The sequence below is a fragment of the Streptomyces sp. NPDC002032 genome (assembly GCF_042890765.1).
Classification (GTDB): Bacteria; Actinomycetota; Actinomycetes; order Streptomycetales; family Streptomycetaceae; genus Streptomyces.
Genome location: NZ_JBIASM010000002.1, coordinates 607,556 through 634,102 on the forward strand (window position 1 = coordinate 607,556; position 26,547 = coordinate 634,102).

Below are 26,547 nucleotides of genomic sequence, written 5' to 3' on the forward strand. Positions count from 1 at the left end.
ATGTGATTTCCTGTCGACAAGCGCGCGACTGTCCGCGCGCGGGGGACATGGGGAGAACACGAGTGAACCTGCAGCCGATACGCGGCCGAGTCCGCACCGGCCTGCCGGCCCTTGTGCTGGGGGCGGCCCTGCTGCTGACCAGCGCGTGCAGTGGCGGCGGAGACACCAGCGGGGGCAGCGGCGGGAGCGACGCCAAGGGGACGACGGCGGGGGCCAAGAGCGGCACCGAGGCCTCCAAGGCCACCGTGAGCGTCAAGCCGGACGACGGGGCCAAGGAAGTAGCGACGAGCGGCGTCCTGAAGGTCTCCAGCACCGGCGGCAAGCTCAGCGCGGTGACGGTCGCCGACACCAAGGGCAACGCGGTGGAGGGCAAGCTGGCCGCCGACGGCCTGAGCTGGGAGCCCGCCCGCAACCTGGCCGCCGCCACCGAGTACAAGGTGCACGCGGTCGCCAAGGACGAGGCCGGCCGGGAGTCCGCGAAGGACACCGCCTTCACCACCCTCACCCCGCAGAACACCTTCGTCGGCCACTACACGCCCGAGGACGGTTCGACCGTCGGCGTGGGCATGCCGGTCTCCGTCAACTTCACCCGGGGCATCACCAACACCGAGGCCGTCGAGAAGGCCATCACCGTCACGGCCGAGCCCTCCGTGCCCGTCGAGGGCCACTGGTTCGGCAACGACCGCCTCGACTTCCGCCCCGAGAAGTACTGGGCCGCGGGCACCAAGGTCACCGTGAAGATCGCCCTCGACGGCGTCGAGGGCCGCCCCGGCGTCTACGGCAAGCAGACCCGTACGGTCACCTTCACCGTCGGCCGCTCCCAGGTCACCACCGTCGACGCGAGCGCGCACACCATGCAGGTCGTCCGGGACAGCAAGGTCCTCAAGGACATCCCGATCACCGCGGGCGCCCCCGCGACGACCACCTACAACGGGCAGATGGTCATCAGCGAGAAGTACAAGGTGACCCGGATGAACGGCGCCACCGTCGGCTTCGGCGGCGAGTACGACATCTCCGACGTCCCGCACGCGATGCGGCTGTCGAACTCGGGCACCTTCGTCCACGGCAACTACTGGGCCTCCTCCAGCACCTTCGGCTCGGAGAACGTCAGCCACGGCTGCGTCGGCCTGGAGGACGAGCGCGGCGCCGGTGACGACAGCACCCCCGCCGCCTGGTTCTACAACGAGTCCCTGATCGGCGACGTGGTCGTCGTGAAGAACTCCAAGGACAAGCAGATCGCCCCGGACAACGGCCTCAACGGCTGGAACATGGACTGGGCGGAGTGGACCAAGTAATCCCCCTCCCCGCGTAGTCCGCCGGCCCGGTGCTGTGACCCACAGCACCGGGCCGACGTGCGTTAACCGGCGCTAACCTTCCCCGTATGACCATCTCTCTCGAAGTCTCCGAAGGCGTCGGCACCATCCTGCTGGACCGCCCGCCCATGAACGCCCTGGACGTCGCCACCCAGGACCGGCTGCGCGAACTCGCGCTGGAGGCGACCGACCGCGCCGACGTGCGCGCGGTGGTCCTCTACGGCGGGGAGAAGGTGTTCGCGGCCGGCGCGGACATCAAGGAGATGCAGGTGATGGACCACGCGGCCATGGTCGCCCGGTCCCGCGGTCTCCAGGACGCCTTCACCGCCGTCGCCCGGATCCCCAAGCCCGTGGTCGCCGCCGTCACCGGCTACGCGCTGGGCGGCGGTTGCGAACTCGCCCTGTGCGCCGACTACCGCATCGCCGCCGACAACGCGAAGCTCGGCCAGCCCGAGATCCTGCTCGGCCTGATCCCGGGGGCGGGCGGCACCCAGCGCCTGTCGCGGCTGATCGGCCCCTCCAAGGCCAAGGACCTCATCTTCACGGGCCGGATGGTCAAGGCCGAAGAGGCCCTCGCGCTGGGGCTGGTGGACCGGATCGTGCCCGCCGCCGAGGTCTACGGGCAGGCGCACGCCTGGGCCGCGAAGCTCGCGCAGGGCCCGGCCCTCGCGCTGCGCGCCGCGAAGGAGTGCGTGGACGCGGGTCTGGAGGCGGACATCGACACCGGCCTGACCATCGAACGCACCTGGTTCGCGGGCCTGTTCGCCACCGAGGACCGCGAGCGCGGGATGCGCAGCTTCGTCGAAGAGGGCCCGGGCAAGGCGAAGTTCCTCTAGGCGCGCCACACCGGTGCCACAGCGGTGCCACAGCGCCGGCGGGGGCGTTGCCGGACACCCCCTGCGAGTGGATTAGCCAGGCCTTAAGAGAACCTTAAGCGGACCGGAAGATCCACTGAGGGTGATCACCGTAGAGCTCAACGTCACCGCAGGTCAGGTCCGTTGTACCGGTTCCCGGTTGCCTTTCGCATATGCCGGACCGCCCCTCCGGGGCCCGTGGCCCCGGAGGGTGTTTTCCCGGGGAACGGCCCGGACGGGCGCGTCGGCCGTCCATGATGGGTGCATGGCGGGCCTGGAGGGTGTGGAACAGCCGCGGCAGCGCAGCAGCGCTTCGGCCGTGCGGCTCACGGCGGCGGTCGAAGACGAACGGGGCCTCCAGGCGCTGGAGTCGTACGGGAACCCGGCCGAGGAGGAAGTGACGCTGCCGTCCATGCCGGAGTCCGCGTGCACCGCCCGCCGGCTCACCCAGAGCGTGGTGATCCGCTTCTGGGGCCTCTCGCCGCAGATCGCCGAGCACGCCGTCCTGCTGGTCTCGGAGCTCGTCGGCAACGCGGTGCGCCACACCGGGGCGCGAACCTTCGGCTTACGGATGGTGCGCCGGCGGGGCTGGATCCGGGTGGAGGTGCGCGATCCCTCGCGCGGGCTGCCCTGTCTGATGCCGGTGCACGAGCTGGACGTCACGGGCCGCGGGCTGTTCCTCGTCGACAAGCTGTCCGACCGCTGGGGCGCGGACCTGCTGCCGCGCGGCAAGATCACCTGGTTCGAGATGCGCGTCGCCGACCGCTAGGGCTGCCGGAGCCCGCCGGAGGCCCGTACCGGCCCGGGAAACGCCAGAAACCCCCTGTCGCCGTGATGGGGCGCTGCGGGGGTTTCATGGGTGCGCCGAGGATCGATGGGGTGTGTGATCCTCGGCGGAGGACTTCGCTCGGGTCAAAGGGAAGCCGTGATTCCGACTATGGCAGACGAGGGTCCAAACGCCAAAAGTCCCAAGTCGGACGTAAGTATGCATATCGTAAGAGTTTCCACCTAAATCTTAGGTGAGGTGGGCCACTCGCCTCTCATTCCATGAATAACTATCCGCAGCTCTGCGTGAATCATCGACTACGCAGCGAGCGGCCACCCGTCCGGCCCTTTGGCGGCGTAGGTCCCGAATCGGGTCAATCGTTATGTTCTCGCCCATTCACCTCTTAAATGGGCAGGTGTTCTCACCACCAGGCCGCCGCGCGGCCCTGCGCGCGGGCGCCGCCGCCCTGGCCGGCCTCACCGCTGCCTGCGCGCCGGACCGGACCGCCGCCGGACCCGCCGCCTCCGCCACCGCCTCCGCCACCGCCTCCGCCTCCGCCGGCCCGGGCCGGGCCAAACCCGCCCCGGCCGGCCCCGCCCCCGCGCCCCACCGCTTCCCCGGCCAGCCGGTGGAGATCGGGCACGGGCCGCGCGACCGTCCCGCCGTCGCCCTCACCTTCCACGGCAACGGCGACCCGGCCATCGCCCGCTCCCTCCTCGGCGAGGCCGAGAAGGCCGGCGCGCGGGTCACCGTACTGGCCATCGGCACCTGGCTCGACGATCACCCGGACATGGCCCGCCGCGTCCTGGACGGCGGCCACGAGCTCGGCAACCACACCCAGCGCCACCTGGCGATCAACGACCTGCCCGAGGCGGAGGCCTACGCCGAGATCACCGGCTGCGCGCAGCGAATCAAACGGCTCACCGGATCGATCGGCACCTGGTTCCGGCCCTCCCAGACCCAGTACGCCTCCCCGCTCGTCCGCGAGCTGGCCCAGCGTGCGGGCTACCCGCACGTCCTCTCGTACGACGTGGACTCGCTCGACTTCACCTCGCCCGGCGCCGCGGCCGTGCTGCGCACCGTCACCGGGACGATCCAGGGCGGATCGGTGGTGAGCCTGCACTTCGGCTACGCGGACACGGTCGACGCGCTGCCGCCCCTCCTCGAAGAACTCGCGCGTCGCAGACTGCGCGCGGTGACCACCACGGAGCTGCTGACCTCATGACGACGAACCGCCTTCCCCGGAAGGCCACCGCACTCCTCGCCGGACTGGTCCTCGCCGCCCTGGCGGGCTGCGGATCCGGCGGGAAGGGCGAACCGGAGGCACTCGGCTCCAAGGGGCCGGCCCGTCCCGTCAAGGCCGTCCCGGCCGTCCCTCCGGGCCTCGCCGGGATGCCCCCGGTGCTCGACCCGGCCGACGTGTACGCGGCGGACCGGCCGAACCAGCTGTCCCCGGTGGTCAAGGACTTCCCGTCGCGCGTCTACGTGCCGAACACCAACTCCAACACGGTGTCCGTCATCGACCCGGCCACCTACAAGGTCATCGACACCATCCCGGTCGGCGCGCAGCCCCAGCACGTGGTGCCGTCCTGGGACATGAAGACCCTCTGGGTCAACAACAACCGCGGGCACACGCTCACCCCGATCAACCCGGCCACCGGCGAGGCCGGGGAGCCCGTCGAGGTGCACGACCCGTACAACCTGTACTTCACGCCCAACGGGAAGTACGCCGTCGTGATGGCCTCCATGGACCGCGAACTCGTCTTCCGCGATCCGCACACCATGGAGCGCGTGAAAACCGTCCCGGTGACCTGTTTCGGCGTCAATCACGCCGACTTCTCCGCGGACGGCCGCTACTTCATCGTGAGCTGCGAGTTCTCCGGCGAACTGCTCAAGGTCGACACCGAGAAGATGGAAGTCGTCGGCCAGCAGAAACTGCCCTTCGAGGGCGCGATGCCGCAGGACGTCAAGATCTCTCCCGACGGAAAGACCTTCTACGTCGCCGACATGATGGCGCACGGCATGTGGGTCCTCAGCGGCGACAAGTTCGACGTCCCCAAGCTGCTGCCCACGGGCAAGGGCTGCCACGGCCTGTACGTCGGCCGCGACTCCCGGGAGATGTACGTCTCCAACCGCGGCGAGGGCACCATCTCGGTCTTCGACTTCAAGGAGAACCGGCTCACCAAGAAGTGGGAGCTGCCCGACGGCGGCAGCCCGGACATGGGCGGGGTCTCCGCCGACGGCAAGGTGCTGTGGCTGTCCGGCCGCTACAACTCCGAGGTCTACGCGATCGACACCGCCAGTGGCAGGGAACTGGCGCGGATCCCCGTCGGTGACGGACCGCACGGCCTCGCCGTGTACCCGCAGCCGGGCCGCTACTCCCTCGGCCACACCGGCATCTTCCGCTAGGGCGCCGGGCGCCGGGCGCCGGGCGGCGGTGCCCCGGGAGCTCGCACAGCTCCCGGGACACCGGGTTCGGGGCGCCGGGCCCGGTGGGCCGGCTAGACCCAGGCCACCGGCAGCCGCTCGGGCAGCCGCTTGATGAACCCCGTCCGCCAGACGAGGTTCTCCGCGGGGACGGCCAGCCTCAGCTCGGGCAGCCGCTCGACCAGCACCTCCAGCGCGATCTCGGCGTGCGCCCGGCCCAGCGCGGAGGCCGGGCAGAAGTGCCGGCCGGCGCCGAAGGCGAGGTGGGGGTGGGAGGGCTCGCGCTCCAGGTCCAGCTCGTCGGGCCGCTCGAAGGCGTCTGGATCGAAGTTGGCCCCCTCCAGCAGGACCAGCACCAGCTCACCCTGCTTCACCAGGACGTCCCCCACCTGGACGTCGGCCAGCGCGATCCGCGGCAGGCCGTCGCCCACGGACAGGTTCCAGCGCAGCAGTTCGTCCACCGCCCGGCCCATCCGCTCCGGGTGGGCGCGCAGGTACCCGATCAGCTCCGGGCGCTGGAGCAGGGCGAGGACCGCGAGGACCAGGAACGCGGACGTGGAGACCGCGCCGGCCCCGAAGAGGGAGACGGCGACGGTCGCGAACATCTCGTCCGTCAGGTGCGAGGACTCGGGATCGGCCTCCCGCAGCCCGGCGAACCGGCCGAGGAGCCCCGTACGCTCCTCGGCGGGCAGCGCGAGCTGGGCCCGCAGCGCGTCGGCGAAGTGACCGACGTCCTTGTACCAGTTGAGCGCGGAGTCGGCGAAGGGCTCGCGGGCGGTCATGAACGCGACGTCCAGCCCCGACATCAGCCGCCGCCAGTCGGCGAAGGGCACCCCGAGGACCTGGCAGTGCAGGAACGCCGAGAAGGGGTCGGCGAACCCCGCCCGGAGATCCGCCGGCCCGCCCTCGGCGACGAGGGCGTCGATCAGCTCGCCCGCCATCGTGCGCAGCTCTTCCCGCAGGCCCGCCCGGCGCGGGTTGAGCGCCTTCATGACCGCGTCGCGCAGCCCGGCGCTCTGGATGTTCCCCATGTTGTTGACGACCTCGGGCGGGATCGTCAGCGCGTACTGGCGGGGCACCCCGGCGTTCGCGGTGTCCTTGAGGCTGAACCGCTCGTCCTCCAGCACCTGCTTGGCCAGCGCGTAGCTGCTGACCAGCCAGGCCTGGTCCCCGGTCAGCGTGCGGACCCGGGCGACCGGGGCCTTCTCGCGCAGCCACGCGCACTCCTCGGGGAGCACGTCACCGCGCCGGGAGAGGGGGAAGTCGAGGAGCGGGCGCTCCCGGTCCCGCGTGCCCTCAAGCTGCTCGACGCTCATCGGCGGTCCTTTCGGTGGGTGCGGTGCCATGTGCGGCGGGCGCGGCGGGCGCGGCGGCTTCGGGGCGTACGACGGCGTACGCCTGGTTGCGGGTCGCGCGCAGGCCGCCGCCCCGGGCGAAGAGGACATCGGTCATCGGCATCTTGACGTGGTAGGCCGCCACCGAGGACGGCACGTCCAGAATGCTCGGGGTGTCCACGAAGAACGGCAGCTCCGCTGCCATGTAATCGAAACAGACCTGCAACTGCGCGTCCGTGATGGATTCACCTTCCGGCAACTTCGAGCCGACAAAGTGGAGGGCCATCTCCTCGCAGCCCTTCCGGAATACGTCGTCCGTCTCCAGGAAATGGAGTACGCGTCGGTGCAGAAGTTGGTACACGGGGTTCGACTGGAACTCGGAAAGTGCCCTCACCCGGATCTCGGCATGCTGAGGCCCTGATTCCTCGACGCCTTTGAGAATCCTTCTGCGGACCGCCTTGATCTCCTTCGCCGCACGCTTCTCCGCGTGTTCCCGGGTGTAGCCGAAAGCGGCGAACATCCGGTCCACGTGGAGGTCCGCGTAGACGAAGTCGACCTGGGCGAATCGGGTCGTGGCCCAGCGGGTGAGGCTGGATATGCGCTCGGAGCTGAAGTAGCTGTTGCCGGGACTCACTCCGATGAGCACATGGTCGCCATCTTCCCAGATATGACGGCAGGTGCGGGTGAAGGGCAGAACTTCGAATGATGCGTCAGCTGTGATCGTCACCTGTGTGTGATCGCCCTTGTTGCCGCTTGTCCCTGGGAGCCCTGCGCTCCTGGTGTGGCGGCAATGTCTGTACGTTATGCGGTGATGCCGGAGCGTGACAAGTGGAAGGCTTATTTGTTGGCTGGAATTATCGCTTCCGCGTTACGGAAGGGTAATTGAATTTCTTTCTGCCGCCCGAACGGGACCCGCGGACGGGACCCGCCGCAGGTGGCGCTACCCTGAGCCGGTCAACAAGCACCAAGAAGGGGTGGACCCAGTGGCGGACATCGAGAGCGCACGGGCGACGTTCAACAAGTTCGACGTGAACGGTGACGGCTTCATCACGGCCGACGAGTACAGCGCGGCCATGAAGGCGATGGGTGACGCGTTCGTCACCGCCTCGGTCGCGGACGCCGTGGTCGCCTCCAAGGACGCCAACGGCGACGGCCTGCTGAGCTTCGACGAGTTCTGGGCCGCTCTGAACCGCTGAAGCCCCGCGCCCCCGCCCCCGTACCGGCCTCCGGTGCGGGGGCGCGTTCAGTTCCCGGGGGCGCCCGCCGTGTCCTCGACCTCCTCGATGGCCTCCGCGAGCCAGCTCAGCCAGAAGCCCTCCAGGGCGATCCCGCCGCGCAGGACCAGCCGGCGCAGCCGGTCCTCCACGGCGTCCCGGTCCGGCGGGAAGTCCCGGGCCTCGATGGCCTCGTACTTCGCCAGCTGCTCCCGGTGCAGCGCCAGATGGCGCCGCAGCTCCGGCCCCAGCCCCTGGAGCCCCACCACGCCCGCCGCGCGCAGCCGCAGCAGCAGGGCGTCGCGCATCGGCTTGGGGTCCTGGCTCTCGTCCACCCACCGGGCCAGCTCCGCGCTGCCCTCGGGCAGCACCTCGTACTCCTTCTTCTGACCGCGCACGGGCCCCTCGCTGGGCAGCGCCCGGATCAGCCCGGCCTCCTCCAGCCGCCCGAGCTCCCGGTAGATCTGCTGGTGCGTCGCCGACCAGAAGTACCCGATCGACCTGTCGAAGCGCCGGGTCAGTTCCAGCCCCGACGAGGGCTTCTCCAGCAGGGCGGTGAGGATGGCGTGCGGCAGCGACATGCGGCCATCCTAGGTTTGCGGCGGGCCGTACGCCGCCGCCCGTAAGCCGCCGCTCCTCCGCCGGGCGCCTGGCCGCCGGGCGCCCGGCGCTACTTCGCGGGCGCGCCCGTGCGCCAGGCGGCCAGTTCCTCCGGGACGCGGGGCCCCGGAGCCCCGGCGGCCAGCAGCCCGCGGGCGCGCAGCAGGGCGGTCACCGCCGGGGACCAGGCCTGACGCAGGCCCGCCGAGGCCAGCAGCTCCGGGTCGGCCAGCAGCTCCCCGGCCGGACCGGTCCGGATGCCCGCCGGGGTCAGCACCGCCGCGTCGTCGGCCCAGCGCACCGCGAGGTCCACGTCGTGGGTGGCCATCACCACCGTGGTGCCCGCCGCGCGCAGGCCCGCCAGCACGTCCAGCAGCCGCTCCTGCCCGTCCGGGTCCAGCCCGGCCGTCGGCTCGTCCAGGATCAGCACCCGCGGGGCCATCGCCACCGCGCCCGCGATGGCCGCCCGCTTGCGCTGCCCGTACGACAGGAGGTGCGTGGGCCGGTCCCGCAGCGCGGTGATGTCCAGGGCGGCGAGGGCGGCCCCGACCCGCTCGCGGACCTCCGGCAGCGGCAGCCCCAGGTTCATCGGCCCGAAGGACACGTCCTGTTCGACGGAGGCCGCGAAGAGCTGGTCGTCCGGGTCCTGCACCACCAGCTGCACCGAGGTCCGCAGCCGGGTCAGCCCCGCCCGGTCGTACGCCACCTCGGCGCCGTCCAGGCGCAACGTGCCGGGCGCGGGCCGCAGGCCCCCGCTGAGCAGCCGCATCAGCGTGGTCTTGCCGCTGCCGTTGCGGCCGAGCAGGACCAGCGCCCGGCCCCCCTCGATCCCGAAGTCCACGCCGGACAGCACGGCCGGGCCGTCCTCGTAGGCGTAGCCCGCGCCGGACAGTTCCACCACCACGGTCACAGGTACAGCTCCTTCAGTACGAGGGTCCCCGCGACCAGGGCGGTCAGCAGGGCGGCGGAGGCGGCGAGGAACCGCCAGGACAGCGACGCCTGCGGTACGAGGACCCGCAGCGCGCCGTCGTAGCCGCGCCCGGCCAGCCCCTCCTGGAGCCGGGCGGCGCGGTCGAAGGCCCGGACGAAGGTGGTCGCCGCGAGCCCGGCCAGCGAACGCCACACCGCCGCCCGGCTCGTCTGCCCGAGCCGGGCCGCCTGGGCCCGGCGCACCTGCGCCATGGAGTCCAGCAGCAGGAAGCCGATCCGGTACATGACCAGGGCCACGTCCACCACCGGGGCGGGCACCCCGGCCCGCACCAGCCGGGGCAGCACGTCCGAGACCGGGGTGGTGAAGGCGAACAGCAGCACGCCGAGGGAGGCCGCCGAGGTGCGCAGCAGGAGTTCCGCCGCCTGCCGGGGCCCGTCCGGGGCGAGGGCGAACAAGCCGTCCGGGCCGCCCAGCGAGACCAGCAGCGGCAGCGCCCCGGTCACGCAGAAGCCCAGCGGCACCCGGAAGGCCCGCCACAGCCGCCGGCCCGCCACCCCGGCCGGGCCCAGCAGCACGGCGAGGGTGGCGGCCGCGACCAGTGGGCCGCCGGGCCAGGGCGGCAGGCACACGGCGGTGACCGTCAGCCCGAGTCCGAGGAGGGCCTTCTCCAGGGGGTGCCGGCCCCGCCAGCGGCTGCCGTGGGCCGCCACGTCGATCGGCAGCACCGGCTAGGCCTCCGGCGCGGGGGCCACGACCGGCGCGGGGGCCGAATCCGCCGAGGGGGCCGAAGCGGCCGCCTGGGCCAGGCCCTGACGGCGGCCCTTGCGGACCCCGAAGTAGTACGCGAGCACGCCCGCGCCGAGCGCCGCCTGGAGGGCGAACAGCGCCGACTCGACCTCCCCCGAGGGGGGTTCGTAGAGCGGGGAGAACCAGGGCTCGTAGTCCGGCTTCAGTTCCGTGATGGCCGACTCCGCCTGCGCGTCCGCGCCCGCGAAGGGCTCCTTCTTGCCGTCGCCGAGCCCCAGCGCGAGCGGGAGCACGGCCAGCGCCGCCACCACGAGCAGCAGCAGGGTGTTGATCTTCGCGTTCCGGGTCATCGCCATCAGAGCGCCGCCCCCTGCCGCGTCGCGGCCTGCTGCGCCGCGCCGGTGCCGGTCAGCTTGGCGACCCCGAGCCGGACCAGGTCGGACTTGCTGGACTGCATCAGCAGCCGCATCACGAGGACGGTCAGCAGCCCCTCGCTCACCGCGAGCGGGATCTGGGTCAGGGCGAAGATGCCCGCGAACTTCTCCAGCGCGCCCGGGAACCCACTGGCCGGGTCGGGGAAGGCGAGCGCCAGCTGGACGGAGGTCACGCAGTAGGTGACGAGGTCGGCGACGAACGCCCCGGCGAAGACGGTCACCATCAGCGGCGCGCCGCACTTGCGCAGCAGCCGGTACGCGGCGTAGCCGGCCCAGGGGCCGGCGATGGCCATCGAGAACACGTTCGCGCCGAGCGTGGTGAGCCCGCCGTGCGCGAGCAGCAGGGCCTGGAAGAGCAGGGTGATCGTGCCCAGCACCGCCATGATCGGCGGCCGGAACAGGATGGCCCCGAGTCCGGTCCCGGTCGGGTGCGAGCAACTGCCCGTCACCGAGGGAATCTTGAGCGCGGACAGCACGAAGGTGAACGCGCCGGACGCGCCGAGCAGCAGGGTGCTCTCCGGGTTGGCCTTCACCTCGCGGGTGAGGGCGCGGACACCGTGGACGACGAACGGGGCGGACGCGACGCCCCAGGCGGCCGCGTGCAAGGGGGGCAGGAACCCCTCGGCTATATGCATGGTTGGGAGACCTCTCCAGCACCTCGTGGATGGACGACGCGCCCCGGCCGGTCTCCTGGCTCACGGGTTGATGCCCTGTCTCCGCCTTCCCGGGCCCCTGCGGTCTCCCGCGCGGGCCCAGTGGCTTCCCGCAGGAGTGGAGCCGGACTTCCCGATCACAGTGGCGAGGGCCGCACCGGTTTTGCACCGGTTTCCCGAACACCAAGGCCCGCTGACCCTAGTCGCCCGCACGGACCGGTAACAACCCGCCCCGGCCCCGCCGGGCGGGCCGCCGCATTCCGCTTGATGGTCACCCGCTGTGTTTCCGGCGCCACGATCCGCTCCAACCATCCCGCCCGAAAAGGGAGTTCCGCCCACCTGTGCCCCCCGACGGCCGGCTGTCCCAGCCGGCCACACCGTTCCGCTCCCGGCCGCGAGGAGCTCTGCCTCCGGGGCCGTGGCCCGGACGGGCGCGCCCCGCTGGCGCCCCCCGCGACCCCGGGCGAGGCTGGGAGGCGTGCCAGCCGACTCCTCCGCGCCCGCCGGGTCCTTCGCCTACCCGGACCTCTCCGCCGTCTACGTCAACTGCACCCTCAAACGCTCGCCCGAGACCAGCAACACCGAGGGCCTGATCGCCAGGAGCCGCGCCGTCATGGAGGCGGCCGGAGCCCGGACCTCACTGATCCGGGCCGTCGACCACGACATCGCCACCGGCGTCTGGCCCGACATGACCGAACACGGCTGGGAGAGCGACCAGTGGCCGGTCCTCTACAGCCAGATCATGGACGCCGACATCCTCGTGCTCTGCGGCCCGATCTGGCTCGGGGACAACAGCTCCGTGATGAAGCAGGTCATCGAGCGGCTCTACGCCTGCTCCTCGCTGCTGAACGACCGGGGCCAGTACGCCTACTACGGACGGGTCGGCGGAGCGCTGATCACCGGCAACGAGGACGGCGTCAAGCACTGCGCGATGAACGTCCTCTACAGCCTCCAGCACCTCGGCTACGCGATCCCGCCGCAGGCCGACGCGGGCTGGATCGGCGAGGCCGGGCCCGGTCCCTCGTACCTGGACCCGGGGTCGGGCGGTCCGGAGAACGACTTCACCAACCGCAACACGACCTTCATGTCCTGGAACCTGATGCACCTGGCCGCGCTCCTCAAGCGCGCCGGCGGCTTCCCCGCGCACGGCAACCAGCGCTCCCTGTGGGACGCGGGCTGCCGTTTCGACTTCCCCAACCCCGAACACCGCTAGGGCGGGGCCGCTCCGGGCCGCTCCGGGCCGCCAGGGGCGCGGAGCGGCCGCCGTCCCGGTTCAGCAGGTGGCGGGGTGCGCGACGTCCACCACGTACCGCTCGGGTGAGTGCAGGACGCTGGTGGTGAAGACCGGCTGGGTGTCGAAGGCGGCGCCGAAGGTCACGTACCCCTCGTAGTCGCCCGTCAGGGCGAGGCCCTTGAGCTTGCTGAGCTGGATCTTCTGGAGCTTGGGGCCCTGGTAGACGTTCTGGCCCGCGTCGTCGTGCCCGGCGGCGGGGTGCAGGCGGATCTCCAGGAAGTACGTCCCGGGCAGCGGGACGGGCTTGCCGGACCCGTCGTAGACCAGCTGGGAGACGGGAGTGACGGTGACCGGCGGGGCGGCGCCCTGGAGGTCGATGACGATCCGGTCGTACGTGCAGTGACCGCCCCAGCGGGCGTTCACGACGAGCGGGGTCTGGGAGCGGGCCGATGGGGTGGCGGCCGGGCCGGAGGCGGCGGCGGCCGAGGCGGGCGCGCAGAGCGCGAGCCCGGCGGTGAGCAGGACGCCCGTGGCCAGGGCCACGGTCCGGCGGCGGCGCGTGCGGTACGGGTGACGCATGACGTCCCCCCGATTCTCGTGAGACGGGGACTGGCCTGTCACCGGGAAGGACACCGCGGGGGGCCGGGCGGTTCCCTCAGTGCGCCAGCAGCGCGCTCAGCTCCGCGTCCAGGTCGTAGTGGCGGCGCTCCTGCCCGCGCGGGACCAGCTCGGTCATCCGCCGGCACAGCTCCCGCACGTCCTTGGCGCGGGCGGAGACCACACAGCTCTGCGCGCCGTTGCTGAAGGCGAGGAACACGCGCGGTTCGGTGCCCCGGCGCAGCGGCCACACCTGTATGTCGCCCTCGCCCGTGCCGCAGGTCTGCCCGTCCAGGAGCAGCTCCCGCGAGAAGACCCAGCGGGCGAGGTGCGTCCCGGCGCCGCGGAAGTCGACGGCCAGCTCGTACGGCCGGTCCGTGCGGTAGACGAAGGCGCCGGTCAGGGGGACGGACAGCGGTGCGGCCTCCAGCCGCAACGGCAGGACGCGGTGTTCGGTGGTGGCCATGGTGGCTCTGCCTCTCTTCGCGCGGTGGGCCTTCACGTGCCCCCCTTCGGGCACGCTAGCCGACGCATCCGGCACTCCCCGGGGCCGAAGGTCCCGAGCCGGGCGGGCCGCTCGGCCCGATTCCGGGACCCTCGCGCGGTCCCGGCGAGCCCGGCCCGCAGCCGCGACGGGCGGCTCGCACCCCTCAACGGTCCACGGTAAAGCCGCACTTGGCGCCGGATGCGGTGCGTCCGCGTGCCCGATCGTAGCCGGGACGCGGACGAGCCCGCCCTCGGGGGGAGAGCGGGCTCGGGGGGGCCTGCGGCGGCAGGCCGCGCGATGGAGGAGTTGCCGAGGTTGCTGCCGCCGGCTCCGCTGCCCAGGATCTCGGCGAGTGCCCAGACCGCCTTGTTCCCTCGCAAGCGTGATCAACTCGGTTCAAACATCGAACCGGTGAGGAGTTCGCCCACTCGGGAGCAAAGCGGCCGGAGCGGGGGTCAGCACTCGATGACGTTGACCGCGAGACCGCCGCGCGCGGTCTCCTTGTACTTGACCTTCATGTCGGCGCCGGTCTCCTTCATGGTCTTGATGACCTTGTCGAGGGAGACCTTGTGGCTGCCGTCGCCGCGCATCGCCATCTTGGCGGCCGTGACGGCCTTCACCGCGGCCATGCCGTTGCGCTCGATGCAGGGGATCTGGACGAGGCCGCCGACCGGGTCGCAGGTCAGGCCGAGGTTGTGCTCCATGCCGATCTCGGCCGCGTTCTCCACCTGCTCGGGGGTGCCGCCCAGCACCTCGGCGAGGGCGCCTGCCGCCATCGAGCAGGCCGAGCCGACCTCGCCCTGGCAGCCGACCTCGGCGCCCGAGATCGAGGCGTTCTCCTTGAAGAGCATGCCGATCGCGCCCGCCGAGAGGAGGAAGCGGACCACACCGTCCTCGTCCGCGCCCGGCACGAAGTTCATGTAGTAGTGCAGGACCGCCGGGATGATGCCCGCGGCGCCGTTGGTGGGCGCGGTGACGACCCGGCCGCCCGCCGCGTTCTCCTCGTTCACGGCCATCGCGTACAGCGTCGCCCACTCCATGGCGTGCGCCTGCGGGTCGCCCTCGGCGCGCAGCTGGCGGGCGGTCCCCGCGGCCCGGCGCTTGACCCGCAGCCCGCCGGGGAGGATGCCCTCGCGGGACATGCCCCGCGAGACGCAGGCCTGCATGACCCGCCAGATCTCCAGGAGGCCCTCGCGGATCTCCTCCTCGGTGCGCCAGGCCTTCTCGTTCTCCAGCATCAGGGAGGAGATCGACAGGCCGGTCTCATTGGCGAGGCGCAGCATCTCGTCGCCCGAGCGGAAGGGGTACTTCAGCACGGTGTCGTCGAGCTTGATCCGGTCCTCGCCGACCGCGTCCTCGTCCACGACGAAGCCGCCGCCGACCGAGTAGTAGGTCTTCTCCAGCAGCGGGGTGCCGGACTCGTCGTAGGCGAAGAGCGTCATGCCGTTCGCGTGGTACGGCAGCGAGCGGCGGCGGTGCAGGATCAGCTGGTTCGGCTCGTCGAAGGCGATCTCGTGGACCTCGCCTATCTCCGCGCCCAGCAGGCGCAGGCGGCCGCTCCGGCGGATGCGCTCCACCTCGGCGTCGGCGGTCTCCACGTTCACCGTGCGGGGGGAGTGCCCCTCCAGGCCGAGCAGGACGGCCTTGGGGGTGCCGTGGCCGTGGCCGGTCGCGCCGAGCGAGCCGAAGAGCTCGGCGCGCACGGACGCGGTCTGGGCGAGGACACCGTCCTTCTTCAGCCGCATCACGAACATGCGCGCCGCCCGCATCGGGCCGACCGTGTGGGAGGAGGACGGGCCGATACCGATGGAGAAGAGGTCGAAGACGGAGATGGCCACTGGCGGACTCCCTTGTCTGCTCGTGGGTGGGGAGGGGGCAGGGGTGGTGATCAGGGGTTGATCTGCGGATTTTGTCCGGCAGTCGAGCGTAACGCGTACAGGTGAACGGTTCGGCTCCCGGACGGGTCGGTCAGACGTGGGTCAGCTCGCGCTCCGGTGCCGTGGAGCCGTTGTCAGGGCCTTCGGAGCCGTCCAGGACCGGGTCCGGGCCGGGCAGGCCCGCGTGGTGGGCCCGGACGCCGGCCCGTACGGCCCAGAAGTACGTAACGAGCGCCATGGCGGCCACCAGGGCGATGTCGGCGCCCCCGGGGAGCACGCCGCGGCCGCCGAAGTCGGTGGAGCCGAGGTGGGACAGCAGGGACAGGGCCCCCAGGAAGAAGACGATCCACCAGGCGGGGGCGAACTGGCGGCCCAGGTCCTTCACGCCCTTGCGGAACAGGACCAGCGCGGCGACCGGGGCGGCCAGCAGGGTCAGGGCGGTGACGATGCCGGTGTTGGGCCACTTCGACCAGTACAGGGCGCAGGCGGCGAAGACGAAGGTCAGGGGGCACAGGAGCTTCGCGGCGGGCAGCCGGAAGGGGCGGGGCAGGCCCGGCTTGGTGCGGCGGAAGACGCCGACCGCGACCGGGCCGATCAGGTACGAGATCACCATCGCGGCCGAGATGATCGGGGCCAGGGTCTTCCAGCTGTGGCCGACGGTGACCAGGAGCAGGACGGAGAAGCCGAGGTTCGTCCACATCGCCGGGCGGGCGGTGCCGTAGACGGGGTGGGTCTCCTTGAGCCGCTTGGGGAAGAAGCCCGTCTCGGAGAGGTTCTGCACCATGTACGCGGCGGAGGCCACGTTGGCGATGTTGGAGCCGGCGGGGGAGATGAAGGCGCCGAACTGGAGCAGCACCACGACCCAGTGGATCATCAGCAGCTTGGCGAGCTCGGCGAAGGGGCTGTTGAAGTTCACGCCCGACCAGCCGCCGGCCTGCGCCAGGTGCTCCGGCGGTACGGAGCCCAGGAAGGCCGCCTGGAGGGCGAGGTAGATCACCAGGCCCAGGGAGAGCGCGCCTACCAGGGCGATCGGGATGGCCCGGCCGGGGTTCCTGGCGGCGCCGCCGAGGTTGACGACGGCCTGGAACCCGTTGAAGGCGAAGACCACGCCCGAGGTGGTCACGGCGGTCAGGACGGCCGTCCAGCCGTTCGGGGCGAAGCCGCCGTGGGCGGTGAAGTTCTCGGTGTGGAATCCGGAGGCGATCAGGGCGGCCACGGCCAGCACCGGGATGGCGAACTTGACGAGGGTGAGGGCGGCGTTGATCTTCGCGAGCAGCTGGACCGACCAGTAGCAGGACAGCCAGAGCAGGAAGGTCAGGCCGAGCGCCACCGCCATGCCGGAGGCGGTCAGCTGGTGGGACCGCGCGTCGACCAGGTCCCGGGCCCAGCCGAAGCTCCAGGAGGACATGTACTGCGTCGCGGCGATGGACTCGATCGGGATCAGCGAGGCGACCGCGATCCAGACCGCCCAGCCGGTGATGAAGCCGAGCACCGGCCCGTGCGAGAGGGCGCCGTAGCGGGCCATGCCGCCGGGGATCGGGTAGGCCGCGCCCACCTCCGCGTAGGACATGGCGATCATGCCGATGAACACCGCGCCGATGACCCAGGCGGCGAGCGCCGCGGGACCCGCGACCTGCGCGGCCGTGCCCGCGCCGAAGAGCCAGCCGGACCCGAAGATCGAACCGATGCCGATCATGATCAGCGCGAAGAGACTGAGGCCCTTCCTGTGCGCCGCGCTCATGTCCATGGGGTGGGTGTCCGTCCTGGAGGGGATTCCTTTATGTGCAGCCTATTTGCCGTTTTTTGAGTGTTTCAGGGGCGATAGGTGACATCCACCGAGGACATTGGTCACGAAACGGGTCATGAAAAGGGCCCGGCCCTGTGGAAAACACGGCCGGGCCCTCCCCCTCGCCGTTACAGCGAGGGGTACAGCGGGAACTGCGCGGCGAGCGCGGAGACGCGCGCCGTGAGGTCCGCCGCGTCGAAGTCGGGCTTCAGGGCGGCGGCGATGATCTCCGCGACCTCGGCGAACTCCTCGGCGCCGAAGCCCCGGGTGGCGAGCGCCGGCGTGCCGATGCGCAGGCCGGAGGTGACCATCGGCGGACGCGGGTCGTTCGGGATCGCGTTCCGGTTGACCGTGATGCCGATCGAGTGGAGGCGGTCCTCGGCCTGCTGGCCGTCCAGCTCGGAGTTGCGCAGGTCCACCAGGACCAGGTGCACGTCGGTGCCGCCCGACAGGACGGAGACCCCGGCCTCGGTGACGTCCGGCTGGACCAGGCGCTCGGCGATGAGCTTCGCGCCCTCCAGGGTGCGGACCTGGCGCTCCTTGAACTCCTCCGAGGCGGCGACCTTGAAGGACACGGCCTTGGCGGCGATCACGTGCTCCAGCGGGCCGCCCTGCTGGCCCGGGAAGACGGCGGAGTTGATCTTCTTGGCCAGCTCCTGCGTCGACAGGATGACACCGCCGCGCGGACCGCCGAGGGTCTTGTGCGTGGTGGTGGTGACGACGTGGGCGTGCGGCACCGGGTTCGGGTGCAGGCCCGCGGCCACCAGGCCGGCGAAGTGCGCCATGTCGACCATCAGGTACGCGCCGACCTCGTCCGCGATGCGGCGGAAGGCGGCGAAGTCCAGCTGGCGCGGGTAGGCGGACCAGCCGGCGACGATCAGCTGCGGCTTGGACTCCTTGGCGAGGCGCTCGACCTCGGCCATGTCGACCTGGCCCGACTCGTCGACGTGGTACGGGACCACGTTGTAGAGCTTGCCGGAGAAGTTGATCTTCATGCCGTGGGTCAGGTGACCGCCGTGGGCCAGGTTCAGGCCCATGATCGTGTCGCCCGGCTTCAGCAGCGCGAACATCGCGGCGGCGTTGGCCTGCGCACCGGAGTGCGGCTGGACGTTCGCCGCCTCGGCGCCGAACAGCGCCTTGATGCGGTCGATCGCGATCTGCTCGATCACGTCGACGTGCTCGCAGCCGCCGTAGTAGCGGCGGCCGGGGTAGCCCTCGGCGTACTTGTTGGTCAGGACCGAGCCCTGGGCCTCCATGACGGCGACCGGAGCGAAGTTCTCCGACGCGATCATTTCCAGGGTCGACTGCTGGCGCACGAGTTCGGCGTCGACGGCGGCGGCGACGTCCGGGTCGAGCTCGTGGAGAGGGGTGTTCAGTACGGACATCAAGATCCCCTGGGGTATCAGTTGTCGGAGTGGGTGAGCGCGGCGTACTCGTCGGCGGAGAGCACGTCCTTCGGCTCCTGCGACAGGCGCACCTTGAACAGCCAGCCACCCTCGAACGGAGCCGAGTTCACGAGCGCCGGGTCGTCCACGACGTCCTGGTTGGCCTCGACGACCTCACCGGAGACGGGGGAGTACAGGTCGCTGACGGACTTGGTCGACTCCAGCTCGCCACAGGTCTCGCCCTCGGTGACGGTGTCGCCGACCGCGGGGAGCTGGGCGTAGACGACGTCACCGAGCGCGTTGGCCGCGAACTCCGTGATGCCGACCGTCGCGACGCCGTCCACGGCGTCCGACAGCCACTCGTGCTCCTTGGTGTAACGCAGCTGCTGGGGGTTGCTCATGACCTGATTCTCCTGGATGCGGGGGAGTGGATGTGAACAGTGGTCTCGCGTACCGGGACGGGCGCACGGGGCCCGGACACCGCCGTACGGCCGGCCGGCCCCACGGCGGTGGTGACTACTTCTGCCGCTTGTAGAACGGCAGCGCCACGACCTCGTACGCCTCATGCGTACCGCGAATGTCCACGCCGACGCCGGAGGTGCCGGGCGCGGCGTGCGCCGCGTCGACGTACGCCATGGCGATCGGCTTGCCCAGGGTCGGGGACGGGGCGCCGGAGGTGACCTCGCCGATCACCCGGCCGTCGGCGACCACCGGGAACCCGGCGCGCGGGACGCGGCGGCCCTCGGCGATCAGACCGACCAGCTTGCGGGGCGGGTTCGTCGCGGCGCGCTCGGCGGCGGCCTCCAGCGCGGCGCGGCCGACGAAGTCCCCCTCCTTCTCGAACTTCACGACCCGGCCCAGCCCCGCGTCGAAGGGGGTGAGCGAGGTGGTCAGCTCGTGCCCGTACAGCGGCATGCCCGCCTCAAGGCGCAGCGTGTCGCGGCAGGACAGGCCGGCGGGCACCAGGCCGGCGCCCTCGCCCGCCTTCGTCAGCGCCTGCCACAGCTCCACGGCGTGCTCCGGGGAGACGAACAGCTCGAAGCCGTCCTCGCCGGTGTAACCGGTGCGCGCGATCAGGGCGGGCACGCCCGCGACGGTGCCCGGGAGGCCCGCGTAGTACTTCAGGCCGTCCAGGTCGGCGTCGGTCAGCGACTTCAGGATGCCGGGGGACTCGGGGCCCTGCACGGCGATCAGCGCGTAGGCGTCGCGGTCGTCGCGCACCTCGGCGTCGAAGCCGGCGGCGCGCTCGGTGATCGCGTCCAGCACGACCTGGGCGTTGGAGGCGTTGGCGACGACCATGTACTCGGTCTCGCCCAGGCGGTAGACGATCAGGTCGTCCAGGATCCCGCCGTCCTCCTGACAGATGTGCGTGTAGCGGGCGCGGCCGACGCCGACGGTGGAGATGTTGCCGACCAGCGCGTAGTCCAGCACCTTGACGGCCTCGGGGCCGGTCAGCGTGATCTCGCCCATGTGGGACAGGTCGAAGAGGCCGGCCTTGGTGCGCACGGCGTTGTGCTCGTCGCGCTCACTGGCGTAGCGCAGCGGCATGTCCCAGCCCGCGAAGTCGGTCATGGTCGCACCGAGCTGGCGGTGCAGCGCGTCGAGCGCGGTCAGGCGGGGGGCAGTGCTCATGGGTGTGGCTCCCGGGTCCCAGGGCATGACATGACGAGGACGATCCTCCCCATCTGTCATCGGAACCTGAGAGGTTCGCCGAGAGTTCCCCGTGTGAAGGACGGGACGCCCTGGGCTTGCACCTTGGGTGGAGCGCGCGGCGGCCGTCGGGGACGGACGCGCGCGGCTCGCTTTTCAGATCTGCCTCATCCACGCGGTACGGGGCCTGAGAGATTCAAGGGAGGTACTTGCTCCTTCGGCGCCCGGGCACGGCCTCGCGGCGTGCCGGGACTCTCCCGCGCGGATTCAAGCGGCCGGTATGCAGTTGGTGTCCAGATGGCGCACATCATTGCACGGGCCGCTCGGGAACGGGCAGTGGGGCCCCGCAGAACGGACGGACCGGAACCGGGACCCCGGGATTACCGTCTCTTTACACTCAGTGGGCATCGGGTCCCGGCGGCCCGGCATCGGGGGGAGACGATCACTGTGCGGAGATTCGGAGCGCTGACGACGACGGGGCCCCAGGCGTGGGCCGACGGGGTCCCGCCCCAGCACGGCACCCAGCACGGCGCACAGCACAGCGCACAGCGCGGCCCCCGGCGGCGGACCGCCGGCCCGGTGCGCGACCTGCGCGGCGCCGCCGCCCCCGGCCCGCGGCGGCTCGGTTTCGCGGACGGGGACATCGTGGTGGTCTCCGGGCTGCCCGGCGGCGGCAAGAGCACCCTGATCAAGCGCGCGGCCGAGGACGGCATCGACTCCCAGGACGCCCGCGAACGCTGGGAGCGGCGGATGCCGGGGGCCCTGCCGTACGCGGTGTACCGGCCGCTGGTGCGCGCCGCCCATTACTGGGGGCTCTGGCGGCGGCTGCGCTCCGGGTCCTCCCTGGTGGTCCACGACTGCGGCACCCAGGTGTGGGTGCGCGCCCTGCTCGCCGCCACCGCCCGCCGGCGGGGCCGCTCGCTGCACCTGCTGCTGCTGGACACCACCGCCGAGGAGGCCGCGTCCGGCCAGGCCGCGCGGGGCCGCCGCGTCTCGGCGTACGCCTTCGCCCGGCACCGGGGCGCGGTGGGCCGGCTGCTGCGCGAGGCCGAGGCGGGCCGCCTCCCGGCCGGCTGCGCCTCCGCCGTCCTGCTCGACCGCCGCTCGGCCGCCGCCGTGACCCGGATCGCCTTCCACCGCTGACCGGCGGCCGCGCGGCGGGCGGTAGCCTCGGGGCGACATCGGGGCGGAGCCTTACGGAGGGCGTACATGCAGGGCAGCGGCTGGCCGGCGAACGAGTTGGAACAGGTCCTCGGGGCGGCCCTGGGCGCCGCGGACGCCGGGCCGCGCATCCTGGAGGCGCTCGGCCGCAGCCAGGTGTGGGTCCCGCTGCCCCACGGCGGCAGCCCCGGGCACGCCGCCCTGGACCTCCCCACGATGCAGATCGGCGGGGAGGCGTACGTCCCCGTCTACAGCTCGGAAGCCCAGTTCCGCTTCTGCGCCGGGCCCGCCATGGACTTCGCCGTCGCCCCCGCCGTCGAGTTCGCCCGCGGCCTGCCCCCGCAGCTGGGCATCGCCGTGAACCCCGAGGGCGCCGTCGGCGTACCGCTGCCCCCGGCGGCCGTCGCGCAGCTGTGCCGTACCGGGCGGACCGCGCTCGACGGTCCCGCCGGCGGCGGCCGCGTCCGGCTCTTCGAGCCCGACTGGCAGGAGGACCCGGTCGACTTCCTCGCCGCCGCCGCCGAGGAGTTCCGCGCCACCGGCGTGGTCGCCGCCGCGCACCGCTGCCTCGCCAGCGTCGAGGCCGGGCCGCCCCAGCTCTTCGTCGGTGTCCGGCTGGTGGGATGGGATCCCGTGACCCGGGACGCCCCGCTGGCGGCCCTCGGACGCGCCCTGGCCCGCGTACCGGCGCCCTGGCCGGTGCAGTTGATCCTGCTGGACGCGGCCGAGGACCCGGTCACGGACTGGATTCGTGAGCGCGTACGCCCCTTCTACCTTCCCTAGCGCCGCTTAAGCTGGTGGGTACGGGTGGACGACGGGCGGACGAAGAGGGGTACCGGGTGAGTGCGTCAGGCACGGCCGCGGCCGGGCAGGTCGAGCACATGCTGCGCCAGGTGACTCCCGGGCGCTATGAGGGCTACGAGTCATTCCTGCACGCCCTCGCCGAGGGCCGGCTGTGGATGCTGCTGTGGCAGGGGCAGCCCGGCTCGCCGGACGCCCAGTACGGCGGCATGGAGGTCGAGGGCCTGGGGTACGCGCCCTGCGTGACCTCGCCGCAGGAGCTGGCCGCCAGCGGCTGGAACCGCGGCTACGAGGTGGTCACCGGCCGGGACATCGCCCGCGCCCTCTACCCCGACCGGTGGGGCCTGTGGGTCAACCCGCACGCGCAGGGCGGCGGCCTCGGCGTTCCCTGGGCCGACCTGCGCCGCGTCGCCACCGGCCTGGACCGGATGCCCGCGGGCCCGCTGCGGCTGTCCGAGCCGGCCCTGGAGCTCCCGCAGTTCTACGGACTGCTCACCCAGCACGCGCACCGCACGCCGGCCGTCCGCTCGCTGCGCCGCGCCTGGGTGCAGCCCGCGCTCGGGTCGGCGTACCTGGCGGTGGGGCTCGACCTGTACGACGCCTCCGCGCCCGCACTGGAGTCCGTACGGGAGATGATGCGCCAGTCGGTCGGCGCGGTGCCCGAAGGGGTGCCGGTCTGCACGGTCGCGCTGGCGGACGAGCACGACCCGGTGGCGATGTGGCTGCGCGCCCAGACCCGTCCGTTCTACGACCGGGAAGGCCAGGCCGCGGCCTATTAGGGATCCGGCACGCCTCCCCGCAGGCCCGCACGGGCCGAGTACCGACCCGCCTACAGGGAGTTGTCCGGCTGTGCCCGCGACCTGGGACGGGCCCCCGCGACGGACCACGGGCCGTCGGGAACCACGGTTCCCGGCGGCCTTCCGCTTGTCCGGATATCACCCATGATGGGCGTCCAATAGGCGCACCCCTCTTGCGAGTTGGGCGTCATGTCCGTTTGCGTACCGAACGGACGGTCTTGCTCCGCTGAGCCGTGAGCGGAGTCCGGATAACGGGAACTCAAGGCTCAGATCACGTTTGCGCATCCATTCATCTGCGGGTCTGGCGGCTGGTCGAGCGCCCGATGAAGACTCCCCACCCAAGAGCCGGTCAGTCCTTCCAGGGCACGGTTCGGCACGTGGTCTTCGCTTGTTGTTCCACACGGCACCACCGCATTTCCCGCACCTCCCGCACCTCCCGCACTTCCGTACCTCGGCTGCACCGCATTCCGCTCCGCACCGCACCTCCACCGCACTTCGCACGCGTTCCGGGTGTCCCGAGCACTCCGAGCGCCACTCCGCACCAACGCCGCCACAGCGGCGGGCATGGGCCGGCCACCCGTCGGCCGAGAGGGGTCCCCACCACGATGACGGCACCACTGCACGACACGAGCGCGGAAACGCCCGCACCCGTGTCCGTAGCCGACGTCCCTGCCAAGGCCATCGAAGGCCGCTCGCCCGGCCGCATCGCCTGGATGCGGCTCAAGCGCGACAAGATCGCGCTGACGGGCGGTGTGGTCGTGATCCTCCTGATCCTGGTGGCGGTCTTCGCGCCGCTGATCGTGAGCCTGCTGGGACACGATCCCAACGAGTTCCACGAGGACATGATCGACCCGGACCTGGGTACGCCGGTCGGCTCCTTCGGCGGCATCAGCTCCGACTTCCTGCTGGGCGTCGAACCGACCAACGGGCGCGACGTGTTCAGCCGCATCGTCTTCGGCGCCCGCATCTCCCTGATCGTCGCCTTCCTGGCCGCCTTCGTCTCGGTGGTCCTCGGCAGCTTCCTGGGCGCCCTCGCCGGCTTCATCGGTGGCTGGGTCGACGGCGTCATCAGCCGCCTCATGGACCTGCTGCTGGCCTTCCCGCAGCTGCTGTTCACCATCGCCCTGGTCTCCGTGGTCCCCAACTCCGTCTGGGGCTTCGAGGGTTCGGGCGTGCGGATGGGCGTGCTCATCCTCGTCATCGGCTTCTTCGGCTGGCCGTACATCGGACGCATCGTCCGCGGCCAGACGATCTCCCTGCGGGAACGCGAGTACGTCGAGGCGGCGCGCAGCCTCGGCGCCGGCCGCGGCTACATCCTCGTCAAGGAGCTGCTGCCGAACCTGGTCGCGCCGATCCTGGTCTACGCCACGCTGATCATCCCGACCAACATCCTGACGGAAGCGGCCCTCAGCTTCCTGGGCGCCGGCGTCAAGCCGCCCACCTCTTCCTGGGGAAAGATGCTCTCCGACGCCGTCCCCATCTACCAGGACGACCCCATGTACATGGTGGTCCCCGGTATGACGATCTTCATCACCGTCCTGGCGTTCAACCTCTTCGGGGACGGGCTGCGTGACGCACTCGACCCCAAGGGCAGCTGAACCGCTTCTTCGCTTCACCACCTATGGAGGTTGGACAACCGTGATCCGCAGAAAGCAGGCCCTGGCGATCGCCGCCGTGATCGCCGCCCTGTCGATGACCGCCGCGTGCGGGGGCGACGGAGGCACCAAGGACGGCAACAAGGACGCCGACAGCGCCAAGGGCTACAGCGGCGCCGCCGATGGCGTCATCAACGCCTCCGACGCCAAGGGCGGCGAGCTCAAGCTCTGGTCCCCGCAGGACGTCGACTACCTCGACCCGGCCCGCGCCTACTACGGCTTCGTCTGGGACATCCAGCGCCTGTACGTCCGCAGCCTGCTCGCCTACGACGCGAAGCCGGGCAAGGACGGCACCAAGGCGGTCCCGGACCTCGCCGAGGCCCTGCCGGTCGTCACCAACGACGGCAAGACCTACACCGTGAAGCTCAAGGACGGTGTGAAGTTCGAGGACGGCACGCCGATCACCTCGAAGGACGTCAAGTACGGCATCGAGCGCGTCTTCGCGCAGGACGTGCTGTCCGGCGGCCCGACCTACCTGATCGACGTCCTCGACCAGGGCCAGAAGTACCCCGGCCCGTACAAGGACACCGACCCGGACAAGATGGGCCTGAAGTCCGTCCAGACGCCGGACGACAAGACGATCGTCTTCAACCTGGCGAGCCCCAACGCCGACTTCAGCTACCTGCTGGCCATGCCGACCTCCTCGCCCGTCCCGGTGGGCAAGGACACGGGGGCCACCTACACCAACAAGCCGATCTCGACCGGCCCTTACAAGGTGGAGAGCTTCACCGCCGGCAAGGGCGCGACCTTCGTCCGCAACGAGAACTGGGACCCGAAGACGGACCCGATCCGCAAGGGCCTGCCGGACAAGGTCTCCTTCACGGTGACCACCAACCCGGACGACATGGACCAGCGCCTGCTCTCCGGCGACATCGACCTCGCCATCGACGGCACCGGTGTGCAGCAGGCCGCCAAGAACAAGATCCTCAAGGACACGAACCTCAAGAAGAACGCGGACAACCCGTTCACGGGCTACATCCGCTACTTCGCCTTCCCGACCACGGTCGCGCCGTTCGACAACATCGAGTGCCGCAAGGCCGTCATCTACGCGGCCGACCCGAAGTCCCTCCAGACCGCCCGCGGCGGCCCGACCAGCGGTGACCTCGGCGCGAACATGCTGCCGCCCGGCGTCCCCGGCTCGGACAAGGGCTACGACCCGTTCGGTCTGACGAAGGGCAAGCCGCAGGAGGCCAAGGCCAAGGAGGCCCTCAAGGCCTGCGGCAAGGAGGGCGGCTTCGAGACCACCATCGCGGTGCGCAACAACAAGGCGCCCGAGGTGAAGACGGCCGAGTCCCTCCAGGCCTCGCTCGCGAAGGTCGGCATCAAGGCGACCATCGACCAGTACGACGGCAAGCTCAACTCCTCCGTGATCGGTTCGCCCGAGAACGTGAAGAAGAAGGGCTACGGCATCATCGTCATGGGCTGGGGTGCCGACTACAACTCCGGCTCGGGCTTCCTCCAGCCCCTGGTCGACGGCTCGTTCATCCTGCCGAACGGCAACAACAACTACACGATGATCAACGACACGGAGATCAACGGCCTGTTCAAGACGGCCGCCGCCAAGTCTCCGGAAGAGGCAGCGCCCTTCTACACGCAGATCAACAAGAAGGTCATGGAGAAGGCGCTCTACCTGCCGATCAACTTCGACAAGGCGCTCGTCTACCACAACCCGCGCCTGACGAACGTCTACTTCAACGAGTCCTTCGGCAAGATCGACCTCGCCACCGTGGGCATCAAGCAGTAGCGGCCCCGGCCGGCTCCCGGCCCGAGCCCCACGCACCACGTACCACGTAACACCACAGGCAAGTGCCTTCACCGCACATGCGCTAGTCCGAAGGGCAGGT

General features: G+C 71.2%; 26 protein-coding genes and 2 riboswitches. Of the genes, 12 read left to right on the forward strand and 14 right to left on the reverse strand.

Going from position 1 to position 26,547, the window contains the following annotated elements:
• The first annotated feature begins 47 nt into the window (after positions 1 to 47).
• The 5 genes from ACFYYT_RS06865 to ACFYYT_RS06885 all read left to right on the forward strand — a co-directional run bounded on the left by ACFYYT_RS06865 (position 48) and on the right by ACFYYT_RS06885 (position 5,342).
• On the forward strand, positions 48 to 1,295 hold the full coding sequence (locus tag ACFYYT_RS06865) for an Ig-like domain-containing protein (protein ID WP_385321730.1): 1,248 nt from the start codon (positions 48 to 50) through the stop codon (positions 1,293 to 1,295).
• Between the two features lie 86 nt (positions 1,296 to 1,381).
• A complete protein-coding gene (locus ACFYYT_RS06870) occupies positions 1,382 to 2,149 on the forward strand; it encodes an enoyl-CoA hydratase-related protein (protein ID WP_351826396.1) in 768 nt (255 codons plus the stop codon).
• A 178-nt stretch (positions 2,150 to 2,327) separates the two neighbouring features.
• Entirely contained in the window at positions 2,328 to 2,936 is a 609-nt protein-coding gene (locus ACFYYT_RS06875; RefSeq protein WP_385322428.1) for an ATP-binding protein, read from the forward strand.
• Positions 2,937 to 3,315: 379 nt separating this feature from the next.
• The gene (locus tag ACFYYT_RS06880; RefSeq protein ID WP_351826398.1) at positions 3,316 to 4,158 is read left to right on the forward strand and encodes a polysaccharide deacetylase family protein; all 843 of its coding nucleotides are present in this window, start codon (positions 3,316 to 3,318) and stop codon (positions 4,156 to 4,158) included.
• On the forward strand, positions 4,155 to 5,342 hold the full coding sequence (locus tag ACFYYT_RS06885) for a hypothetical protein (RefSeq protein WP_351826399.1): 1,188 nt from the start codon (positions 4,155 to 4,157) through the stop codon (positions 5,340 to 5,342). Before ACFYYT_RS06880 ends, ACFYYT_RS06885 begins: the two co-directional genes overlap by 4 nt.
• A gap of 92 nt (positions 5,343 to 5,434) precedes the next feature.
• Here the strand turns inward: ACFYYT_RS06885 and ACFYYT_RS06890 are convergent, their stop codons facing one another.
• Positions 5,435 to 6,676 (reverse strand): cytochrome P450, encoded by a 1,242-nt coding sequence (locus ACFYYT_RS06890; RefSeq protein ID WP_351826400.1) that lies wholly within the window; start codon positions 6,674 to 6,676, stop codon positions 5,435 to 5,437.
• Positions 6,657 to 7,421, reverse strand: coding sequence for a tRNA-dependent cyclodipeptide synthase (locus tag ACFYYT_RS06895; protein WP_351826401.1), 765 nt, complete (start codon positions 7,419 to 7,421; stop codon positions 6,657 to 6,659). Before ACFYYT_RS06895 ends, ACFYYT_RS06890 begins: the two co-directional genes overlap by 20 nt.
• A gap of 256 nt (positions 7,422 to 7,677) precedes the next feature.
• Here ACFYYT_RS06895 and ACFYYT_RS06900 point away from each other — a divergent pair, with 256 nt between their 5' ends.
• The gene (locus ACFYYT_RS06900) at positions 7,678 to 7,890 is read left to right on the forward strand and encodes an EF-hand domain-containing protein (RefSeq protein ID WP_351826402.1); all 213 of its coding nucleotides are present in this window, start codon (positions 7,678 to 7,680) and stop codon (positions 7,888 to 7,890) included.
• Positions 7,891 to 7,937: 47 nt separating this feature from the next.
• Here the strand turns inward: ACFYYT_RS06900 and ACFYYT_RS06905 are convergent, their stop codons facing one another.
• The 5 genes from ACFYYT_RS06905 to ACFYYT_RS06925 all read right to left on the reverse strand — a co-directional run bounded on the left by ACFYYT_RS06905 (position 7,938) and on the right by ACFYYT_RS06925 (position 11,255).
• Complete coding sequence (locus tag ACFYYT_RS06905) at positions 7,938 to 8,489, reverse strand: PadR family transcriptional regulator (RefSeq protein WP_351826403.1); 552 nt, start codon at positions 8,487 to 8,489, stop codon at positions 7,938 to 7,940.
• An 89-nt stretch (positions 8,490 to 8,578) separates the two neighbouring features.
• Positions 8,579 to 9,418, reverse strand: a complete 840-nt coding sequence (locus ACFYYT_RS06910; protein ID WP_351826404.1) for an ATP-binding cassette domain-containing protein — start codon at positions 9,416 to 9,418, stop codon at positions 8,579 to 8,581.
• Entirely contained in the window at positions 9,415 to 10,164 is a 750-nt protein-coding gene (gene cbiQ, locus ACFYYT_RS06915; RefSeq protein WP_351826405.1) for a cobalt ECF transporter T component CbiQ, read from the reverse strand. The genes ACFYYT_RS06910 and cbiQ overlap by 4 nt, the downstream gene beginning before the upstream one ends.
• Positions 10,165 to 10,167: 3 nt before the next feature.
• Positions 10,168 to 10,536 (reverse strand): energy-coupling factor ABC transporter substrate-binding protein, encoded by a 369-nt coding sequence (locus ACFYYT_RS06920; protein WP_351826424.1) that lies wholly within the window; start codon positions 10,534 to 10,536, stop codon positions 10,168 to 10,170.
• A gap of 5 nt (positions 10,537 to 10,541) precedes the next feature.
• A complete protein-coding gene (locus ACFYYT_RS06925; RefSeq protein ID WP_351826406.1) occupies positions 10,542 to 11,255 on the reverse strand; it encodes an energy-coupling factor ABC transporter permease in 714 nt (237 codons plus the stop codon).
• A 27-nt stretch (positions 11,256 to 11,282) separates the two neighbouring features.
• Positions 11,283 to 11,476: riboswitch (cobalamin riboswitch) on the reverse strand.
• Positions 11,477 to 11,751: 275 nt separating this feature from the next.
• Between ACFYYT_RS06925 and ACFYYT_RS06930 the strand changes: the two genes are divergently transcribed.
• Positions 11,752 to 12,486: a flavodoxin family protein gene (locus ACFYYT_RS06930; protein ID WP_385318947.1), complete on the forward strand. Its 735-nt coding sequence runs from the start codon at positions 11,752 to 11,754 to the stop codon at positions 12,484 to 12,486.
• A gap of 60 nt (positions 12,487 to 12,546) precedes the next feature.
• Here the strand turns inward: ACFYYT_RS06930 and ACFYYT_RS06935 are convergent, their stop codons facing one another.
• The 7 genes from ACFYYT_RS06935 to gcvT all read right to left on the reverse strand — a co-directional run bounded on the left by ACFYYT_RS06935 (position 12,547) and on the right by gcvT (position 20,271).
• Positions 12,547 to 13,086 (reverse strand): hypothetical protein, encoded by a 540-nt coding sequence (locus ACFYYT_RS06935; protein WP_351826407.1) that lies wholly within the window; start codon positions 13,084 to 13,086, stop codon positions 12,547 to 12,549.
• 76 nt (positions 13,087 to 13,162) lie between these two features.
• The gene (locus tag ACFYYT_RS06940; RefSeq protein ID WP_351826408.1) at positions 13,163 to 13,570 is read right to left on the reverse strand and encodes an SsgA family sporulation/cell division regulator; all 408 of its coding nucleotides are present in this window, start codon (positions 13,568 to 13,570) and stop codon (positions 13,163 to 13,165) included.
• Positions 13,571 to 14,046: 476 nt separating this feature from the next.
• The gene (locus tag ACFYYT_RS06945) at positions 14,047 to 15,429 is read right to left on the reverse strand and encodes an L-serine ammonia-lyase (protein ID WP_351826409.1); all 1,383 of its coding nucleotides are present in this window, start codon (positions 15,427 to 15,429) and stop codon (positions 14,047 to 14,049) included.
• 130 nt (positions 15,430 to 15,559) lie between these two features.
• Entirely contained in the window at positions 15,560 to 17,215 is a 1,656-nt protein-coding gene (locus tag ACFYYT_RS06950; protein WP_351826410.1) for an APC family permease, read from the reverse strand.
• Positions 17,216 to 17,382: 167 nt separating this feature from the next.
• A complete protein-coding gene (gene glyA / locus ACFYYT_RS06955) occupies positions 17,383 to 18,639 on the reverse strand; it encodes a serine hydroxymethyltransferase (protein WP_351826411.1) in 1,257 nt (418 codons plus the stop codon).
• A gap of 17 nt (positions 18,640 to 18,656) precedes the next feature.
• On the reverse strand, positions 18,657 to 19,040 hold the full coding sequence (gcvH, locus tag ACFYYT_RS06960) for a glycine cleavage system protein GcvH (protein WP_351826412.1): 384 nt from the start codon (positions 19,038 to 19,040) through the stop codon (positions 18,657 to 18,659).
• 115 nt (positions 19,041 to 19,155) lie between these two features.
• Complete coding sequence (gene gcvT / locus ACFYYT_RS06965) at positions 19,156 to 20,271, reverse strand: glycine cleavage system aminomethyltransferase GcvT (protein WP_351826413.1); 1,116 nt, start codon at positions 20,269 to 20,271, stop codon at positions 19,156 to 19,158.
• Between the two features lie 184 nt (positions 20,272 to 20,455).
• Positions 20,456 to 20,559, reverse strand: a riboswitch (glycine riboswitch).
• A 171-nt stretch (positions 20,560 to 20,730) separates the two neighbouring features.
• Between gcvT and ACFYYT_RS06970 the strand changes: the two genes are divergently transcribed.
• The 5 genes from ACFYYT_RS06970 to ACFYYT_RS06990 all read left to right on the forward strand — a co-directional run bounded on the left by ACFYYT_RS06970 (position 20,731) and on the right by ACFYYT_RS06990 (position 26,447).
• Complete coding sequence (locus tag ACFYYT_RS06970) at positions 20,731 to 21,432, forward strand: AAA family ATPase (protein WP_388607150.1); 702 nt, start codon at positions 20,731 to 20,733, stop codon at positions 21,430 to 21,432.
• 66 nt (positions 21,433 to 21,498) lie between these two features.
• Positions 21,499 to 22,233, forward strand: a complete 735-nt coding sequence (locus ACFYYT_RS06975) for an enhanced serine sensitivity protein SseB (RefSeq protein WP_351826415.1) — start codon at positions 21,499 to 21,501, stop codon at positions 22,231 to 22,233.
• Positions 22,234 to 22,289: 56 nt separating this feature from the next.
• The gene (locus ACFYYT_RS06980) at positions 22,290 to 23,030 is read left to right on the forward strand and encodes an enhanced serine sensitivity protein SseB C-terminal domain-containing protein (RefSeq protein WP_351826416.1); all 741 of its coding nucleotides are present in this window, start codon (positions 22,290 to 22,292) and stop codon (positions 23,028 to 23,030) included.
• A gap of 623 nt (positions 23,031 to 23,653) precedes the next feature.
• Positions 23,654 to 24,646, forward strand: coding sequence for an ABC transporter permease (locus ACFYYT_RS06985; RefSeq protein WP_351826417.1), 993 nt, complete (start codon positions 23,654 to 23,656; stop codon positions 24,644 to 24,646).
• 94 nt (positions 24,647 to 24,740) lie between these two features.
• The gene (locus tag ACFYYT_RS06990) at positions 24,741 to 26,447 is read left to right on the forward strand and encodes an ABC transporter substrate-binding protein (RefSeq protein WP_351826426.1); all 1,707 of its coding nucleotides are present in this window, start codon (positions 24,741 to 24,743) and stop codon (positions 26,445 to 26,447) included.
• Positions 26,448 to 26,547 lie beyond the last annotated feature (100 nt).